The organism is Pseudomonas sp. CFBP 13711 (genome assembly GCF_014842265.1).
Lineage (GTDB): Bacteria > Pseudomonadota > Gammaproteobacteria > Pseudomonadales > Pseudomonadaceae > Aquipseudomonas.
In genome coordinates this window covers 127,254-145,273 of record NZ_JACYVI010000014.1, presented here as the reverse complement: position 1 = coordinate 145,273, position 18,020 = coordinate 127,254, and the positions used below count along the sequence as shown (strand labels likewise).

Genomic DNA, 18,020 nt, shown 5'->3' with positions numbered 1-18,020 from the left:
GCATCGCTGCAGCCGGGGCTTCAAAACCGCGTTTCAACTAGCTGACGCGCGCGTCAGAACGCCAGACGCACGCCCACGTTCGCACCCCAAGGCTGCTCGACATGCTCACCCTTCATGTAATCGAAATCAGCGTGCACCTGAAGTCGCTCGGACAGCGACACCGAAACGCCGGCGCCCAGTTCCGCCCGGGAGCCAAACAGATCGTTGTCGAAACGCTGACCGTTCACGCTGACGTCATTACTGCGGGAGAACTCGTGGGCCCACGCCACCCGTGCGTACGGTTTGACAACGCCGCCGTCCTTCAGGGCGAAGCTGCGTCCCACGGTACTGCCGACTTTACCCAGCACCGACTGCGTCTGGGTGGTTCTGGCCTGCATGCCGTTGTCCAGCGTGTAACTGCTGCCATCGATCCAGACACTGGACACCTGCGCAAACGGCTCGACAAAATACTCATCGCCCAGCTTTATGTGCTTGCCGACTTCCAGCGATCCGCCCAACGCCTTGCTGCTGTAATCGCCCTTGGCCTTGGTGCCATCGCTCATCGCCACCTTCGACTCGTTATGGAACTGGTTGAGTTTCAGCACGCCGTCCAGGTAATAACCGCCCTCCGACAACCACGTGCCATACGCGCCCATGTAGTAGCTGTCGACCTGGCCCGAAGTGCCTCGGCCGATGTCCAGATCCGACTTGCTGTAACCCCCCATCAAACCGAACAACAGCTGACCGTTGCCCACCGGAACCGGCGCATCCGCACCGAAAGACAGACCCTGTTGCTTCTGGCGGTAATCAACGCCGGAATCCAGCGCCGCATTGAAGCGACTGCCATACGTCCGCATCCAGCCGCCGCCCTGCTCCTGGCCGCGCACTTCACCCATGCGACTGCGCAACGTCGTCAGCTCACTGTTCCACACCGTCGGCGCCGTGTTGAACAACGCCAGCGCACTTTTCGTGGAAGGACTGATCTCCTTGCCGGACCCGACGATGAACCAGTCCGTCCCCTGGCGCTCAAGCTCGTAGGAATACACCCCAAGATCCGCCCGACCGCCCACCAGCCCGAACTCGGCATCCCCGCCTTCGGTGTGAACCACCCGCAGCGGGTCGAACTCGGCAGGGACGGCTTCGGTGCCGGTGTTATGCACGCTGAGGAGATGGATACCCTTGGCGACACCTGCCACATTCAGCAAATCGCTTGTCCCATCGTCCAGATTCACGCGCACATCAAATGTACCCCTCCCCGAAAGCTCACCCAACGTAAGCTGGTTGAACGTCGCCCCTTCAAAACGCACTGTTCCGCTGCCCAAGGTAAGCTTGGGAAGAACGGTATCGCCTACCAGCATCCACGCTGCTTCAGAATTAACTGTGAGACTTTCGGCGTTGAGCAGGTTGCCCTTGAAGCGAGCGCTGTTCTGCAACGTTATGTCGAGTTGACTGCCTTCGCCCGCGAGGAAATTCCCCGTAAGACTGCTGTTGTCAACAATCAGTTGCACTTCGCCACTGTCTTGGACGTCGATCAGGTTACCGTTCCCGGCGATCAGCTCAGCGCCATTTCTAACCGTTATTTCAGCAATGCCACGGAACATGTGATTGCCTCTGACTCGAATCGCAGAGTCCGAAAGGCCAACTACCTGAGAGTGATCAATGATGATCGAGTTCGCACCCAGTTCAGGGTCGCCGCTACCGGGGACCTTTCCTGCGGAGGTCGCGATCAACCCGACGCCATCGCCCTCTACGAGGCTATTATCTTGGATCGTGACCTTGGAACTGGCGGCGTAGATTCCCGTTCCCTCGCCATCTGCGCGCATTGCGGCATTCACTCTCGTACCCTCAAGAGTGACGGTGCCGGCACCTACCTCAATGCCTCTCCCCAGCCCAGCTATCTGACTACTGAGAAACTTCGCTTGGGACTCAGCGCCGCCAAGCCGCTGCAGCCGAATAGCTGGTCGGGGCGAGCTGCTGATTACCGCACCAGCAGCATTAATCCGCCCCCCGGAAAGCATGACCGCCGCTTCCGTGAAGGCATCATTCAGGGTATGCCGTACCGCACCTCCATTTATATTAAGCACCCCTCCCAAACCTGGGCCGGAGACCTTATTTATTTGAGCACCGGGAGACAAGTTCAGGGTTGCTCCGGGCCCGGCCAGCACATAATCCAGACCAGTGTTGTGATCCACATTCTCAACTTGACCGGCAGGGACGATAACCGAAAAAGTGGATTTGGAAGTTTGGTCTTCTGCAGACACCTGACTTGCCAGCGACATACTCAATATGACGGTGGCGGCTTGCCCATAAGACGCAGCGATAGACCGCTTACAAGTACGTTGAATCACGATAGACATCTCAATCACAAAAAAGAGCGCTCACAATGCAGTACCCATACGAACCAAGTACAAGCGAAACTATTTTTTTTGCCCCGAAATTTCTGAACTTTTTGTAGTCCCATTCTTACAGATAGGACATTTATCGAACCTGCAGCCAACGCTGCCCGGCAAAAATATAAATATGCATATTTGAAACACTCAACGACATATCGAATATGGAGCACTTGATCAAAGCGATCGATCAGCGAATCGCATTCTTATATGTAAAAATGCCGCCACAGCATTGACAGCTGGATCGAGGTGAGATTATGTACATTACGTACCTGAAGCAACACAGAGACCACCGAGCTTTTTTGAAAACTACGTCACCGCACAATAAATATTGACAGCAGGAAAACTTCTCTATTACGTGGCGTAACTATCTAAAAGATTTAACTCGCAAGCATCGGCCAATTAGCCATCACACTCCGTGATGGCGATATAAAAATTCAGGCAGCCTCATTCTGGCCAATGCTATCGGCTGCCTTTTTTCCAGGAGAAACACAATGTGCAATTCAACAAATCGCTCGACTGTGACCCGTCAATCACGCGGACCTTCCAAGGCACTCGCTACGCCAAGTATCCCAACAGCTGATCCAATTGACGGCTTGCTTACCCTTGAAGCTCTCCTTCAGCCCGTTCAGATCGTATTTCCATGCTGGAACGAGGCGCTGCCTGGGGACTCTTGCCAAATTACTTGGGGTAAAGAAACCCTGACAGACCAATTTTTTATCACTGACGAGACACCAGGCACGCTCATATCCCTAGTAGTCCCGCCAGAACTTCTCAGAGATGGAGAATATAATGTCGGCTACGCCGCAACCAATGAGGGCGGTGCGGTATCTGTAAAGTCTCCGCAGATTCCGCTCATCGTAGATACAGTCGCACCCGGCGGTGACCTAATCGCCCCCATGATTTTTCCCTCCCAAACGCAGGACGGAATTCTGACCGCAGACGAGCTAACTGAACTTGGCGGTACTCTTGTTGCTGAAGTTCCGGGTTACTCAGGGATGGCATGGGGCGACCAGATTCGAACTATGTGGGGGTCGACCGCCGGACCTGAGCACACTGTGACCTCGTCGGAGGTGACAATGGATCGTGTGATGTTGAGCTTTCCTCGTGAGTTTCTAGAAAGTTTAGGCGATGTCGCAGAGCCGGTTACTTTCGTTGTCACGGATCGGGCAGGAAATCATTCGATCAAGTCCAATGAAACTACATTCCGTTTGATCCTTGTAGATATTCCAGATAACTACCCTGCCCCGGTTTGTTCTCAAGCAAGCGATGGGATTGTGGACGATGCCGACGCCCGAGCAGGCGTAGCGGTAGATATTCCTCAGTATCCCGATGCGTTACCCGGCGATAATGTAACCCTTTACTGGGGCGGCTACCCCCTGCCGGAGGTCCAGTTAAATCCTGGGGACGAAACGTTCAACCCTGTGTTCACCATCAACGTACGATATGGGATCGTCGCACTAGCAGGCGACGGGCCTGCGCAGTTACATTATGAAGTACGCCGTAATAATGTGCTGATCGGCACATCTTTAATGCTGGTGGTCGATGTCAATATTACGCTACCGGGCCCGCAAGATCCGGAGCCGGGCACACCCGAGAACGAAGCTCTAGCGTTTCCTGTTATCCGCGGCAGCAGCAATGCTAACAACGAAGACAATGTTATTGACGAAGACGATTTCCTACTTGACGCCTACGCACTAATTGGCTGGAGAGACGATTTCGCCATCGGCGATGTATTTACGCTTACTTGGGGCTCGCACGATGAACAGGTGATCTACACGTTGCGTTCCAGCGTCGTTAACAGAGACCTGTTGCTCACCATTCCGAATAGAATCCTGACTGGGGAAGGCACGGGCGAAGATATCAAGGTGTTCTACTCGATATCTCAAACGAGCAGCCCAAATATTTCACGATCGCCAGCGCAAAGCGTCTCAGTCCATTCTCAAGGTGACCTGCCGGGTGGAGAGACAGGCCTACAAGGCCCAGTTTTTACGAACGCAAACCACAACAATGCAATCAGCCCTATTTTGAGTCCAGATGGTACACCCATTTATATTGCGCCATACGAAAATATCGCAAAGTATCCACGAGTCACTGTGGTATTCCGCGGATATAACGCGGCAAATGGCGATACACCAGTACCAGGCGCCAGCTTTGAAATGACGCATGTTCTTGATGAGTTTGAAATAGTGGACGGTTATAGCTTTCGCGTCACCGATCACCAACTTCGACTTATCTGTACCGGACGCGCAGAAGCTTATTACCGGGTTGAGGGTCCAAGCGGTCCAGTTAACTCAATAAGTACCCCCGTACTGATCCGCATGGCGACCCCCGGATCGGGTTGCTAAACAATTTGGCGAGCCCTCACGGCTCGCCTACCACTACCTATATGGAAAGTAAAATGAATACTCCCTTCACAGAGCTGTTACCCGTACCGGCGATGCAGAATCTGCACGACCCGAGCGGCATTGGTTATGCTGATACCCTTGACCCACAGGTCCCATTGTCGGTCCGCGTAGGGCCATACGTCACAATCGCGGCAGCGGACATCATTGATCTCTACTGCGATAACCAACTCGCACTGAATTACACAGTTCGCGATGAAGACCTTACACCTGAAACTCCTACTTTCGTCGTTCTTCCACTCGACCAAAAGTTTATCCATCCAAAAGAAATCACACTTTACTATGAAGTGACTGAGCCAATCGGCGGTGTTAAAAACCAGTCACCCCCAATCACTGTTCCGGTGAAAATTACTGTTCCTGGTGGTGCTGATATTAATCCAGCAACTCCATGGGAGAACGAGGCGCTTGCAAAACCAGTTGTCTCCCCACCCGGCATCATCACCTCTCCAGAAGGCGTCTCCGTAGAAATCGCTCCATACGTGAACATGACCGTCGGCGACGACGTCAAGCTGTCATGGCATGGACAATTCATTCGGATGGTCATCATGAGTGAGTCTGAGATCGGTAAGCCAATCATCATTCAGGTCCCCAAAGGCGCCATCGAATTCGCGGGCAGTTCGGACATGATCGAAGTCCGCTATGAAATTCGAGACGTCGTAAATAACTGGTCGCGCTGGTCACTGCCGACCTACGCGCAGGTTGAAATTGGAAGGGATACATTGCCGGCACCTGTCGCGCCGCAGGCACCTGACATGGAGCTTGATCTCGAAAAGCTGGATGGCTCGCCCGTCCAGATTCTGGTGCTGTCCAACCCGCAGATCGCTAAAAACGATGAGGTCATGTTGTCTGTAGAACGTGAGACGGGCTCGGGCATGCCTCTGCCGACCTATCGGACAACTAAAGTGGTCCAAAACCCGTATGGATTTCTGGACTTTTCGCTTCCAAACGACCTGTTCCAACCGATCAGCCAAGGCCGCGCCCGCATCAAGTATCGGGTAATGAAGACCACTGGCCAGGCTTTGCTATCAAAAAATCTACCGTTGAAGATCATCGGGAAGATGATGGAACTGGATCCGCCACGAATTCCTTTGGCCGAGCAAAACGAAGGGGTACTGGATCCGACTGCTCATAATGTGTTGGTCGAGGTCCCCCCTTACTACTTCATGCTTCCTGGCCACGACGTCAATCTTGTGTGGATGGGCAAAACGGCCGGCGGCGCGAACGTCATGCATGAGGAACGTAAAAACCTCAGCCATGGCGACATAGGCAACACGTTGCAGTACGCGATTCCCGACATGAAGGTCAGCGCACTGGCGGGCGGTTCACTGGAGGTGTACTACACCGTTACTTCATTCGAGCGGGAGTTCTTCAAGTCGCCGGTTCTGAATGTTCTGGTCGGCGATGACACTGGGGTTTCTTTTCCAGCGCCCTCGATTGACGAACTGGACAGCAGTGGCGTGCTGGACCCCGCGAATATTGCCCTTGAAGCCACGGTACGCATCGCACGGTACCCCGGCATGGCCGTGGATGATCAGGTCACACTGCATTGGGACGGCCAAGGATCCAGCGGCAGCTACAGTGACTTCACCGTAATTAATAGCGGTACCGTCAGCAGAGAAGTGATTTTCAGGGTCAACAAGCGGGTCGTAGAGGCCAATACAAACAGCGAAGTGACCGCTTGGTACGAAGTCGACCGGGGCACTCAGAAGTTCGTCTCCGCACAACTGCGATTTCGTGTCGGTAGCATGGTCTACGCGCCGTTGCCCAATCCCACTGTCAAGGAAGCGAAGGGGGACACGCTCGATCCTGCTGATGCACCTAACGGCGCAACAGTCTTGATTGCTTCCGATGCGAATCTGGAGGCTGGCGATATCGTTGAAACTCGCTGGAGCGGTCCAAAAGGCAGCGGGACAAAGAACAACGTCATCACGGTCGAGGACGCATTTCGAGAGCTATCGGTCGTGTTTGCTAGCCAATTGGTGAGCGCAAACGATGGTCAAACGGTCAATGTCTCATACACCGTGCAACGCGCTGGTGGCGTGCAACAGTCCGAGGTTGTGAGCCTGCAAATTATGAGTTCGGTGCTCGAGCTACCGGCGCCTGCCATGGACTCAGTCGGCGCTGACGGAATTTTGCGCCCCTCACTAGTTCCGGAATCTGGCGCAACTGTTCGCGTTAGTTACCGCAACATGGCGCCTGAGGATCGTGTCACCGCTCGCTGGTCTAGCGTCTCGGCGTTTGATACCGCCACGCAAACGGTTGGAGACCAAAACGCTCTCGTCTTCAATGTGCCTAAAGCACAGATCTCTGCAGCTGAAGGCAGTACGGCAACACTGAGCTATGAGGTCATTCGAAACGGCGTACCTCGCCGCTCTGAAGAACTGTCGCTCGCTGTTCTCAAAGGTCTGGAATTCGACACATCTCCAGCCACCTTGGGCGGAAAGATCTATCTGCTTCCGGCACATCCCGACCTGCTTCCGGTTTTCCCGACCGGAACCACGATCAAGCGGGTAGCAGCCGGCGGCAAGCCACCTTATACCTACTCTTCGAGCATGCCGAACGTGGCACATGTTGACTCCACAGGCCTGGTTTCGGTACGCAGCAGGGGCGGCTCAATCATCACGGCGACCGACGCTGCGGGCGAGAGCAAAAGCTTTACCGTCTCCGTCACCGGCGTCATCGAATGCCACGGCGTGGGCTCCGGCAACTACACCCAGATCTCCAACGCCGCCAACCGCATTGGCGCGCGCATCCCGAGCATCCACGAGTTGATCGAGATCTATAACGCCTACGGCAACCGCTGGCCGATGGGCAACGCCAACTATTGGTCCTCCACCGTCGCCAAGAACGTGTTCGGCGCGAAGTGGTACTACGTGAAGAACCTCAACACCGGCAAGGACTACAAACTGCTCCACATCAATTCCAGCCTGGGCGTTGCTATTCGCTAATCAGCTAATCCGCTGATTCGCGAATCAGCCACTCACGCGCGCCAGCACGCTTAGACACCTAAGCAGCACCCCTTTCAAAGACGTCGTCGCCACCCGACGGCGTCTTACACGCGCAGCGCCCACCCCGCCCTTAAAATCCACTCAAGGAAACCTCAGAAAAATGCCCGCAAAACCTCCTCTTCAACGCCCGCAGGCACCGGCGGCGCGCGGCACGTTCAGCGCAATAGTCAACGGACACCCCTTCATCACCCACCGCCTGAGCGCCATGGCGTGCCTGCGTCCGGGTCGGTCGGATCCGCTCACCTGCCGCATCTGGAAGATCCTCGCCACCGGCACGGTTCGCCGGCACCGCACCATGATCGGCCTGTTCATCGACCAGACAGTGCAACCCGGCAGCTACAACTTGCTGCGCAACGAACAGATAACCGTTATCTATCACCTCACCCCCACGCGGATGGCGAAGATTTATCACTCCCGCGATCTGCAGCAAGGCAACCTGACGCTGTTGGGCTGCGATGCCACTTCAGGACAGCTGCACGGCAACTTCGAGTTTGCGGTCCCGACCAAGGACTTTCACGTGACCGACGGCCTGTTCGAACTGGTCTGTCACCTTAACGCCGAGGAACATCCCGCTATCCGATCAGCGGGCGCGCCATAAGCCCGGCGATTTCCTGCATGCACGCCTCGACACTGAGGCCCGATGATTTCAGCGGTTTGAGGTCATGGTTGGCCGCCGGCACCCAATGCACATTGATAGCTTTCGACAGCTCGTACCCTTCAACCGCCTCTCGATTGCCCAGCGCATCGCGTTCGCCCTGCACGATCAGCGTCGGCGTCCGCAGTCCCGCCAGGTGCGCGACCCGCGGCTTCTCGGGTTTTCCCGCCGCGTAGAACGGATAGCCCAGACAGAACAACCCATCGGCTTCGACTTCGTCAGCGATGACGCTGGCCATGCGTCCGCCCATGGATTTGCCCCCGATCGCCACTCGCCCGCTCACACCCCCACGCACGGCGGCGTAAACCCCATGCCAGCACTCCAGCAACTTCGGTTGGGGATTGGGCGGTCGTCTGCGCCCGTCGATTCGGCGCTGGGCCATGTAGGGGAATTCAAAGCGCAGCACGCCAACACCCAAGGCCGCCAGGCGCGTGGCGATGTCGTTCATGAAGTCGCTGTCCATCGGGGCGCCCGCGCCGTGGGCGAGAATCAGCGTCGATGGCGCCTCCGCTGCCTGGCCGGTCGGCGCATCCCAGATCCAGCCGTGTTCTTGCGCCAGCTGCGCGCAGTGATCCGCCGTTCGCTTCGCCGCGTGTTGTTTGCTCATGCAGGTCTCTTTTACCAAAACATCGACCACCCGCCGACTGAGGCGAGCACCACGGCCGGCATTATGCAGCAACGTCGGCGTGCCATGAGCCTGCCCTCTGTTTGCCCTGCTCCGACAGCAAGGGTTCAGCTCCTGGGCGTTAGTCTGGCCCGGCACTTCGGCAACGAGCACCGAATCCTGAGCGCCCCAACCTGCACACAACCGGGCGGTTTCATCGACGGAATATGCTTTTTGTCCGCTCCGGACGATCACCCGTGACGATCGCCGGCCTTTCTGCCAGCTCGGGCCAAATATTTTTGGGCAGATAAAAGTGCCAATGTCAGCGGCTTTTTGTATACAACTTTGCAGTCGAAATGCTCTCTCGATGCACAGGAACAGCAGGCAGAGAAGCGTTTCAGCTATCTCCGGAAATGGTTGATCGCCGCGTCCCGCCAAGGACGCGGCAACTTTCCGTCGAGCGCGGCCAAGTGTCGCAGGCGCTGTTCCAAAGCCTTCCCTCCGCGATCATTCGCGTCTAAGCTGTGTCCGCACAGTGGACCGGCGACAGCTAGCCACAGGCCCAGCAACAAGATTGTGCCCGGCAACGCAGCCCTCTTGCAGACAAGCAGCCTCAGCGCTGTTTTCACCCGCAGGGTTGTATCCAATCCCTCCCACTCACGCGCGCGATCCAGCTCGACCTGTCTTCCTTCCCTCAGGCCACTCAGCCAGAACCCTATTGCGCTTCGGCAAACGGGCCTCTGCGTGCACCGCGTCCCTCGCTTCCGTCGATCCCGAACCACGCCACTGCGTGATGGGTTACGCGCGATCGAAGGTGCGGCTGTGACCACACTAATAAAATACACACCGTGGAACCTGACATGAGCACAGCACCCAGCCCGACTGCTTATAACTACAAGGTCGTCCGCCAGTTCGCCATCATGACGGTGGTCTGGGGCATCATCGGCATGGGCCTGGGCGTCTTCATCGCCGCCCAACTCGTGTGGCCTGACCTGAATTTCGGTTTGCCGTGGACCACATTCGGTCGACTGCGCCCCCTTCATACCAACTTGGTGATTTTCGCGTTCGGCGGCTGTGCCTTGTTCGGCACGTCCTATTACGTCGTCCAGCGCACCTGTCAGGCGCGGTTGATTTCCGACGGCCTGGCGGCCTTTCATTTCTGGGGCTGGCAGGCGGTCATCATCGGCGCCATCGTTACCCTGCCGATGGGCTACACCACCACCAAGGAATACGCCGAGCTCGAATGGCCGATCGCGATCCTGCTGGCGATTGTCTGGATCGCCTACGGCGCGGTGTTCTTCGGCACCATCGTCAAGCGCAAGACCCGACATATTTATGTCGCCAACTGGTTCTACGGCGCGTTCATCGTGGTGACGGCAATGCTGCACATCGTCAACCACATCTCGCTACCGGTGAGCCTGTTCAAGTCGTACTCGGCCTATGCCGGCGCCACCGACGCCATGATCCAGTGGTGGTACGGGCACAACGCCGTGGGCTTTTTCCTCACCACCGGCTTTCTCGGGATGATGTATTACTTCGTGCCGAAACAGGCCGAACGCCCGATCTATTCCTATCGTCTGTCCATCGTGCATTTCTGGGCGCTGATCACCCTGTACATCTGGGCCGGCCCGCACCATCTGCACTACACCGCCCTGCCCGACTGGGCGCAATCACTGGGCATGGTGATGTCGATCATCCTGCTCGTGCCAAGCTGGGGCGGCATGATCAACGGCATGATGACCCTCTCGGGCGCGTGGCATAAATTGCGCACCGATCCGATTCTGCGGTTCCTCGTGCTGTCGCTGGCGTTCTACGGGATGTCGACGTTCGAGGGGCCAATGATGGCGATCAAGACCGTCAACTCGCTCTCCCACTACACCGACTGGACCATCGGCCACGTTCACGCCGGCGCGCTGGGTTGGGTGGCGATGATCTCCATCGGCGCCGTCTACCACATGATCCCGAAACTCTACGGCCGGTCGAAGATGCACAGCGTCGCGCTGATCAACACGCACTTCTGGCTCGCCACGGTCGGCACCGTCCTCTATATCGCCGCGATGTGGGTCAACGGCATCACCCAGGGCCTGATGTGGCGCGCCATCAACGACGACGGCACCCTCACCTACTCGTTTGTCGAAGCCCTGCAGGCCAGTCATCCGGGGTACATCGTCCGCGCGTTGGGCGGAGGGATTTTCGCCAGCGGCATGCTGTTCATGGCCTACAACGTGTTCCGCACCATTCGTGCAGCGAACACGGAAGAAGCGGAAGCCGCCGCACAGATTGCCGTCGTGGGGGCTCACTGATGATCAAGCACGAAGCACTGGAAAAGAACATCGGCCTGCTGTCGATCTTCATGGTCATCGCGGTGGCGGTCGGCGGGCTGACCCAGATCGTTCCGCTGTTCTTTCAGGACGTCACCACCCTGCCCGTCGAAGGCATGAAGCCGCGCCCGGCGCTGGAACTCGAAGGCCGCGACGTCTACATCGCCAACGGCTGCGTGGGCTGCCATTCGCAGATGATCCGGCCGTTCCGCGCCGAAACCGAGCGCTACGGGCACTATTCGGTGGCAGGTGAAAGCGTCTGGGATCACCCGTTTCTGTGGGGTTCCAAACGCACCGGGCCGGACCTGGCCCGGGTCGGCGGGCGCTACTCGGATGACTGGCACCGTGCGCATTTGAACAACCCGCGCGACCTGGTGCCGGAGTCGATCATGCCGGCCTACCGCTTCCTGGCGGACACCAGGATCGACGGCACGCTGACCGGCAAGAAGATGGAAGTGCTGCGCAGCCTGGGCGTGCCCTACACCGATGCCGACATCGCCGGCGCAGCCGACGCGGTGAAGGGCAAGACCGAAATGGATGCGCTGGTGGCCTACCTTCAGGGCCTGGGCACCCTCATCAAGAGCAAACGGTGATCGCCATGGACATGGGAACAATACGAGGCCTGGGCACCGTCGTCGTGATGGTGGCTTTCATTGGTCTGGCGCTGTGGGTGTACAGCCCGCGGCGCAAGGCGGAATTCGACGATGCGACGCTGCTGCCGTTTGCCGATGATCCGGAGGCGATTGCGCAGGTCAGGCAGGCGCAAGACCAGAGCAAAGCCCACGCCCCGTCAACACCCGAAAGGAGCCAGAAACCATGAGCGCCTTCTGGAGCATTTACGTCACGGTGCTGACGCTGGGCACGATCTTCGCGATGGGCTGGCTGCTGATCGCCACGCGCAAGGGCCAGCGCGCCGACACCACCGATGAAACCGTCGGCCATGCGTTCGATGGCATCGAGGAGTACGACAACCCGCTGCCCAAGTGGTGGTTCTGGTTGTTCATCGGCACCCTTATTTTCGCCCTGGGCTACCTCGCGTTCTACCCTGGGCTGGGCAACTGGACGGGGCTGCTGCCGGGTTACGACTACGCCGACAACGATAAGAAAATCCCGTTTTCCGACGGCACAACCGGCTGGACCGGCGTGCACGAATGGGAGAAGGAGATGGCGCAATCCGAGGCGCGCTTCGGGCCGATATTCGCAAAATTCGCGGCGATGCCCATCGAGGAAGTGGCCAAAGACCCACAAGCGCTGAAGATGGGCGGTCGGCTGTTCGCGTCGAACTGCTCGGTTTGCCACGGCTCCGACGCCAAAGGCGCCTATGGCTTCCCCAACCTCACCGACGCTGACTGGCGCTGGGGCGGCGATCCGCAGTCCCTCAAAACCACCATCATGAACGGCCGTCACGCCGTGATGCCGGCGTGGGGTGCGGTGATCGGCGATCAAGGCGTGCGCGACGTGTCAGCCTATGTGCTGACACAGCTGGGTGGCCGTACGCTGCCCGCCGACGCGAACGCCGACCCGGCGGCGGGCCAGAAAATCTACGCCACCACCTGCGTCGCCTGCCACGGTCCGCAGGGCAAAGGCGTTGCCGCATTGGGCGCGCCAGACCTGACCCACCCCGGCGCGTTCATTTACGGCGCCAGCTTTGCCCAGTTGCAGCAGACCATCCAGTACGGCCGCCAGGGCCAGATGCCGGCACAGGCTTTGCTGCAGGGAAATGACCGGGTGCACCTGCTGGCGGCTTACGTATATAGCCTGTCCCATGGGGACGAACCGGCGGCAAAGCCCGAGTGAAGGATATCGCCGTCGCACACCCTGATGATTCGGCCCGAAGGGCGCAGGACGCTGCCATGAGCAACCAGATTCCGCTGCACAACGTCACCCCGCCGACTGAAAAGGACGGCGACACCGTTGACCTGTATGCCTCGCGGGAGAAGATCTACACCCGCGCGTTCACCGGGGTGTTCCGCAATGTGCGCATGGGGGGCGGCGTTGTGCTGTTCCTGCTGTATTTCGGCACGGTCTGGCTTAACTGGGGCGCCCATCAGGCGGTGTGGTGGAACCTGCCGGAGCGCAAGTTCTACATCTTCGGCGCGACGTTCTGGCCCCAGGATTTCATTCTGCTGTCGGGCATCCTCATCGTCAGCGCGTTCGGGCTGTTCTTCATCACCGTGTTCGCCGGGCGGGTCTGGTGCGGCTACACCTGCCCGCAAAGCGTGTGGACGTGGGTGTTCATGTGGTGCGAAAAGGTCACCGAAGGCGACCGACATCAGCGCATCAAACTCGACAAGGCGCCCATGAACGGCAACAAGTTCGCGCGCAAGTGTGCCAAGCACAGCCTCTGGCTGCTGATCGGCCTCGTCACCGGCCTGACCTTCGTCGGCTACTTCTCGCCCATCCGCCAACTGCTGCAGGCGTTCTTCACCGGCGAGGCCGATGGCTGGGCGTATTTCTGGGTCGGTTTCTTCACCCTCGCCACCTACGTCAACGCCGGCTGGCTGCGGGAGCAGGTGTGCATTTATATGTGCCCCTACGCGCGCTTTCAGAGCGTGATGTTCGACAAGGACACCCTCATCGTTTCCTACGACCCACGGCGCGGCGAGCCACGGGGTGCGCGTAAAAAGGAAACCGATTACCAGGCTGAAGGCCTGGGCGACTGCATCGATTGCACGATGTGCGTGCAGGTCTGCCCCACCGGCATCGACATCCGCGATGGCCTGCAGATTGAATGCATCGGCTGCGCGGCGTGCATCGACGCCTGCGACGGGATCATGGACAAGATGGACTACCCGCGCGGCTTGATCAGCTACACCACCGAGCACAACCTTTCCGGGCAAGTGACCCAAACACTGCGGCCCCGTTTGATCGGCTATGGCCTGGTGCTGCTGGTAATGATCGGCGTGCTGACCAGTGCGTTTTACATGCGCTCGCTGGTGGGTTTCGACGTCAGCAAGGACCGCATGCTGTACCGGGAAAACGCCGAGGGACGGATCGAAAACGTCTACAGCCTCAAGATCATAAACAAGGACCAGATCGACCACACGTATGTGCTCGACGCCACCGGGCTGCCGGACCTGAAGCTGCAAGGGCGCCGCGAGATCAAGGTGCCGGCGGGCGAGATCGTCAGCCTGCCGGTGGAGCTGTCGGTCGCGCCTGAGCAACTGCCGTCGGGCACCAACGAGGTCAGTTTCGTTCTCAGGGACATTGAGCAAAGCGACACCGAAGTCCTCGCCAAGAGCCGTTTCATCGGCCCGTCCATTCGCTGAGAGAGGTCGGAAATGACCCCAGTCACCGCAGCAACACCTTGGCACCGGCATTTATGGCCGTGGATCATCATCGGCATCCTGACCTGCTCGGTGGCATTGACCCTGGCCATGGTCACCATCGCCGTCACCCACCCGGACAACCTCGTCACCGACAATTATTACGAGGCCGGGAAAGGCATCAACCGCTCCCTGGATCGCGAGTTGCTGGCTCAGTCCCTCAATCTGCAAGCCATGGTGGGCCTGGATGAGCTGACCGGCGAAGTGGATGTGCAGCTGAGCGGCGCCAGTCAGCCGGAAACCCTGGTGCTGAACCTGATTTCTCCGACTCAGCCGGACAAGGACCGCAAAATCGTGCTGGCGCGTAATCCTTCGCAACCGGGGCGTTATGTCGGGCAGTTGAGCGACAGGGTCGAAGGCCGACGTTTCGTCGAATTGCTGGGGGTGGAAAACGGTCGGACCTGGCGCCTGTTCGAAGAAGAACGGATCGTCCCCGGCCAGCCACTGACCCTGGGCGACGAGCCGATTCAGGGCGCGGGCAGGCATTGATGTGAACGCCACTCAAATGCCGACCACCGAGATCAAACACCTGCGGTCTTGCTACCACTGCACGTTGCCGGTCCCGCCGGGCGGGCGCTTCATCACGTCGGTGCTGGGCGAGGCGCGGGAGTTCTGCTGCCCCGGTTGTCAGGCCGTGGCCCACGCCATCGTCGCCGGCGGCCTGGAAAGCTATTACCTGCACCGCAGCGAAGCGTCGATCAATCCTCAGGTATTACCGACGCCTCTGGCCGACGAACAAGCCCTCCTTGATCGTCCCGACGTGCAGGCGCCCTTTGTCCGCCATGAGTCCCCCGCTGGCGATGTGGCTGAAACGACGCTGATGATCGAGGGCATCACCTGCGCGGCGTGCGGCTGGCTGATCGAGCGACATCTGCGCACGTTGCCCGCCGTGGTCGAGGCGCGGCTGAACCTGTCCAACCATCGCCTCCACCTGCGATGGCATGACGTGGGGTTGCCCTTGAGCGAGGTGCTGGCCGAGCTGCGCAGCATCGGTTACGCCGGCCACCCTTATCAGGCGGACAAAGCGACCGAGCACTTGGCCCGGGAAAACCGCCGCAGCCTGCGTCAACTGGGCGTCGCCGGGCTGCTGTGGTTTCAGGCGATGATGGCGACCATGGCGACCTGGCCCGAATTCAACATCGACCTCAGTCCCGAGATGCACACGATCCTGCGCTGGGTGGCGATGTTTCTGACGACGCCCATCGTGTTTTACAGCTGTGCGCCATTCTTCAAAGGGGCGCTGCGCGACCTGCGCGCGCGCCATCTGACCATGGATGTTTCGGTGTCGCTGGCGATTGGTGCGGCGTACGTCGCGGGCCTCTGGACAGCGGTCACCGGCGTGGGCGAATTGTATTTCGACGCGGTCGGCATGTTCGCGCTGTTCCTGCTCACCGGTCGCTACCTGGAACGCCGCGCCCGGGAACGCACCAGCGCGGCGACCGCGCAACTGGTCAATCTGCTGCCGGCTTCCTGCCTGCGGTTGAACGCGGACGGCCAGACCGAGCGCGTCTTGACCTATCAGTTGCGTTTGCACGATCGCGTGGTGGTCCACCCCGGCGCGCTGTTGCCGGCGGACGGCCGAATCATCGCGGGCCGCTCGAGCATCGACGAATCGCTGCTCACCGGCGAGTACCTGCCTCAGCCCCGTCAGGTGGGAGACGCCGTCACCGCCGGCACCGTCAATGTGGAAAGCGTGCTGACGGTGGAAGTACTCGCCCTCGGCGCTGACACGCGACTCTCTGCCGTCGTCCGATTGCTGGAGCGCGCCCAATCGGAGAAGCCGCCCCTCGCGCAAATGGCGGACCGCGCAGCGCAGTGGTTTTTGCTGATTTCGCTGGTGCTGGCGGCGTATGTCGGCGTGGTCTGGTGGCAGCTCGACGCAAGCCGCGCGTTCTGGATTGTGCTGGCGATGCTGGTCGCCACCTGCCCGTGCGCCTTGTCGCTGGCGACGCCCACCGCCCTGACGGCCGCCACCGGCACGCTGCATAAACTCGGGCTGCTGCTCACCCGCGGCCATGTCCTGGAGGGGCTGAACCGGATCGACACGGTGATCTTCGACAAGACCGGCACGCTGACCGAAGGACGCCTGACGTTAAGGGCCATTCGCAGCCTCGGCGCGCTGAGCAGTGACGACTGCTTGAGCCTGGCGGCGGCACTGGAAAGTCGGTCTGAACACCCGATTGCCCGGGCGTTCGGCAAGACGCCGCTGACCGCTGAAGGGGTCGTCGCCACGCCGGGGCTGGGGCTCGAAGGCGTCGTTGATGGGCGCCCGTTACGCATCGGTCAGCCCGGGTTTGTCTGCGCCTTGAGTGGCGTCGCCGTGCCATTGATGCCCGACGAGCCCGGTCAGTGGTTGTTGCTGGGGGATGACACGCAGGCACTCGCCTGGCTGGTACTGGATGATCGGCTGCGGGACGACGCGGCGGCGCTGGTCGAGGCGTGCAAACAGCGCGGCTGGAAGACGTTGTTATTGTCCGGCGACAGCTCACCCATGGTCTCCAGCGTCGCGACTCAGTTGCAGATCGATGACGCCCGGGGCAGCCTGCGGCCGGATGACAAGCTCGCCATTCTGCAACGGCTGCGGGCAGAGGGCCGGACCCTTCTGGTGATCGGCGACGGGGTTAATGATGTGCCGATGCTGGCGGCGGCCGACATCAGCATCGCCATGGGTTCGGCCACCGACCTGGCCAAGACCAGCGCGGACGCGGTGTTGTTGTCGAACCGTCTGCACGTGTTGGTGGAGGCTTTTGGCCTCGCTCGGCGCACACGGCGGATCATTGTGGAAAATCTGGCGTGGGCCGGGCTGTACAACGGGCTGGTGCTGCCCTTCGCGGCGCTGGGCTGGGTCACGCCGTTGTGGGCGGCGGCCGGGATGTCGGTGAGTTCGCTGGTGGTGGTGTTGAATGCGTTGCGTCTGACGCGGATGAAGCATCGGCCCGTCGATCCGCTACCACCCGGGCTAAGCCGACCGGTGCCCGCATGACCACACGACCGAATTCGGAGGCCCGATGCCTGCGCTCTACATCATGATTCCGGTGGCGCTGCTGATTGTGGCGGTGGCGATTTACGTTTTTTTCTGGGCAGTGGACAGCGGCCAGTACGACGACCTGGACGGCCCGGCTCACAGCATTTTGTTCGACGATCAGGATCCGGGGCACAAGGCCGGAGTGGATGAGATGTCGGGGAAAGAGAAATCGGGCGATAACAAGGACTCTGCCAAGTGAACCCGGTCCCTATGGGAGATCTCCCGTCGTCCAGACGACGCGCTGTCTCGCAGCAAACACAACCCCTGTGGGAGTGAGCTTGCTCACGAAGACGGCGTTCCAGCCGCT

Annotated in this window: 14 protein-coding genes; 12 read left to right on the top strand and 2 right to left on the bottom strand. The window is 59.4% G+C overall.

Going from position 1 to position 18,020, the window contains the following annotated elements; all coding sequences use genetic code 11:
- Positions 1 to 53: 53 nt before the first annotated feature.
- Positions 54 to 1,250, bottom strand: coding sequence for an autotransporter outer membrane beta-barrel domain-containing protein (locus tag IFT47_RS27725; RefSeq protein ID WP_244656031.1), 1,197 nt, complete (start codon positions 1,248 to 1,250; stop codon positions 54 to 56).
- Between IFT47_RS27725 and IFT47_RS27720 the strand changes: the two genes are divergently transcribed.
- The 4 genes from IFT47_RS27720 (at position 1,149) to IFT47_RS22795 (ending at position 8,380) form a co-directional block, all read left to right on the top strand.
- Positions 1,149 to 2,423 (top strand): hypothetical protein, encoded by a 1,275-nt coding sequence (locus IFT47_RS27720; protein ID WP_244656033.1) that lies wholly within the window; start codon positions 1,149 to 1,151, stop codon positions 2,421 to 2,423. The genes IFT47_RS27725 and IFT47_RS27720 overlap by 102 nt on opposite strands.
- Before the next feature lie 440 nt (positions 2,424 to 2,863).
- Positions 2,864 to 4,717 carry a hypothetical protein gene (locus IFT47_RS22805; RefSeq protein WP_192174220.1) on the top strand — a complete coding sequence of 618 codons (1,854 nt, stop codon included), beginning with the start codon at positions 2,864 to 2,866 and terminating at the stop codon, positions 4,715 to 4,717.
- Between the two features lie 53 nt (positions 4,718 to 4,770).
- Complete coding sequence (locus IFT47_RS22800) at positions 4,771 to 7,722, top strand: hypothetical protein (RefSeq protein WP_197984081.1); 2,952 nt, start codon at positions 4,771 to 4,773, stop codon at positions 7,720 to 7,722.
- Between the two features lie 160 nt (positions 7,723 to 7,882).
- A complete protein-coding gene (locus IFT47_RS22795; RefSeq protein WP_192174219.1) occupies positions 7,883 to 8,380 on the top strand; it encodes a hypothetical protein in 498 nt (165 codons plus the stop codon).
- Here the strand turns inward: IFT47_RS22795 and IFT47_RS22790 are convergent.
- The gene (locus IFT47_RS22790) at positions 8,355 to 9,044 is read right to left on the bottom strand and encodes an alpha/beta family hydrolase (protein WP_192174218.1); all 690 of its coding nucleotides are present in this window, start codon (positions 9,042 to 9,044) and stop codon (positions 8,355 to 8,357) included. The genes IFT47_RS22795 and IFT47_RS22790 overlap by 26 nt on opposite strands.
- An 857-nt stretch (positions 9,045 to 9,901) precedes the next feature.
- Between IFT47_RS22790 and ccoN the strand changes: the two genes are divergently transcribed.
- Genes ccoN through ccoS form a run of 8 tightly spaced genes read left to right on the top strand, consistent with a single transcriptional unit; the run spans position 9,902 to position 17,912 of the window.
- A complete protein-coding gene (ccoN, locus tag IFT47_RS22785; RefSeq protein ID WP_192174217.1) occupies positions 9,902 to 11,344 on the top strand; it encodes a cytochrome-c oxidase, cbb3-type subunit I in 1,443 nt (480 codons plus the stop codon).
- Entirely contained in the window at positions 11,344 to 11,955 is a 612-nt protein-coding gene (gene ccoO / locus IFT47_RS22780) for a cytochrome-c oxidase, cbb3-type subunit II (protein WP_192174216.1), read from the top strand. Before ccoN ends, ccoO begins: the two co-directional genes overlap by 1 nt.
- A gap of 5 nt (positions 11,956 to 11,960) precedes the next feature.
- The gene (locus tag IFT47_RS22775; protein ID WP_192174250.1) at positions 11,961 to 12,182 is read left to right on the top strand and encodes a cbb3-type cytochrome oxidase subunit 3; all 222 of its coding nucleotides are present in this window, start codon (positions 11,961 to 11,963) and stop codon (positions 12,180 to 12,182) included.
- Positions 12,179 to 13,159: a cytochrome-c oxidase, cbb3-type subunit III gene (gene ccoP, locus IFT47_RS22770; RefSeq protein WP_192174215.1), complete on the top strand. Its 981-nt coding sequence runs from the start codon at positions 12,179 to 12,181 to the stop codon at positions 13,157 to 13,159. Before IFT47_RS22775 ends, ccoP begins: the two co-directional genes overlap by 4 nt.
- Positions 13,160 to 13,215: 56 nt before the next feature.
- Complete coding sequence (ccoG, locus tag IFT47_RS22765) at positions 13,216 to 14,631, top strand: cytochrome c oxidase accessory protein CcoG (protein WP_192174214.1); 1,416 nt, start codon at positions 13,216 to 13,218, stop codon at positions 14,629 to 14,631.
- A 12-nt stretch (positions 14,632 to 14,643) separates the two neighbouring features.
- Positions 14,644 to 15,177, top strand: coding sequence for a FixH family protein (locus IFT47_RS22760; protein WP_192174213.1), 534 nt, complete (start codon positions 14,644 to 14,646; stop codon positions 15,175 to 15,177).
- 16 nt (positions 15,178 to 15,193) lie between these two features.
- Positions 15,194 to 17,671, top strand: coding sequence for a heavy metal translocating P-type ATPase (locus tag IFT47_RS22755; protein ID WP_192174249.1), 2,478 nt, complete (start codon positions 15,194 to 15,196; stop codon positions 17,669 to 17,671).
- 25 nt (positions 17,672 to 17,696) lie between these two features.
- On the top strand, positions 17,697 to 17,912 hold the full coding sequence (ccoS, locus tag IFT47_RS22750; protein WP_192174212.1) for a cbb3-type cytochrome oxidase assembly protein CcoS: 216 nt from the start codon (positions 17,697 to 17,699) through the stop codon (positions 17,910 to 17,912).
- The last annotated feature ends 108 nt before the right edge of the window (positions 17,913 to 18,020 follow it).

Bases quoted from the DNA above. Each gene is read 5' to 3' on its own strand.
- ccoO (WP_192174216.1), top strand. From the start codon at position 11,344: ATGATCAAGCACGAAGCACTGGAAAAGAACATCGGCCTGCTGTCGATC.
- IFT47_RS22790 (WP_192174218.1), bottom strand. From the start codon at position 9,044: ATGAGCAAACAACACGCGGCGAAGCGAACGGCGGATCACTGCGCGCAG.
- IFT47_RS22805 (WP_192174220.1), top strand. From the start codon at position 2,864: ATGTGCAATTCAACAAATCGCTCGACTGTGACCCGTCAATCACGCGGA.
- IFT47_RS22755 (WP_192174249.1), top strand. From the start codon at position 15,194: ATGCCGACCACCGAGATCAAACACCTGCGGTCTTGCTACCACTGCACG.
- IFT47_RS27720 (WP_244656033.1), top strand. From the start codon at position 1,149: ATGGATACCCTTGGCGACACCTGCCACATTCAGCAAATCGCTTGTCCC.
- ccoS (WP_192174212.1), top strand. From the start codon at position 17,697: ATGCCTGCGCTCTACATCATGATTCCGGTGGCGCTGCTGATTGTGGCG.
- IFT47_RS22760 (WP_192174213.1), top strand. From the start codon at position 14,644: ATGACCCCAGTCACCGCAGCAACACCTTGGCACCGGCATTTATGGCCG.
- IFT47_RS22775 (WP_192174250.1), top strand. From the start codon at position 11,961: ATGGACATGGGAACAATACGAGGCCTGGGCACCGTCGTCGTGATGGTG.
- ccoP (WP_192174215.1), top strand. From the start codon at position 12,179: ATGAGCGCCTTCTGGAGCATTTACGTCACGGTGCTGACGCTGGGCACG.
- IFT47_RS22800 (WP_197984081.1), top strand. From the start codon at position 4,771: ATGAATACTCCCTTCACAGAGCTGTTACCCGTACCGGCGATGCAGAAT.
- ccoN (WP_192174217.1), top strand. From the start codon at position 9,902: ATGAGCACAGCACCCAGCCCGACTGCTTATAACTACAAGGTCGTCCGC.
- ccoG (WP_192174214.1), top strand. From the start codon at position 13,216: ATGAGCAACCAGATTCCGCTGCACAACGTCACCCCGCCGACTGAAAAG.
- IFT47_RS22795 (WP_192174219.1), top strand. From the start codon at position 7,883: ATGCCCGCAAAACCTCCTCTTCAACGCCCGCAGGCACCGGCGGCGCGC.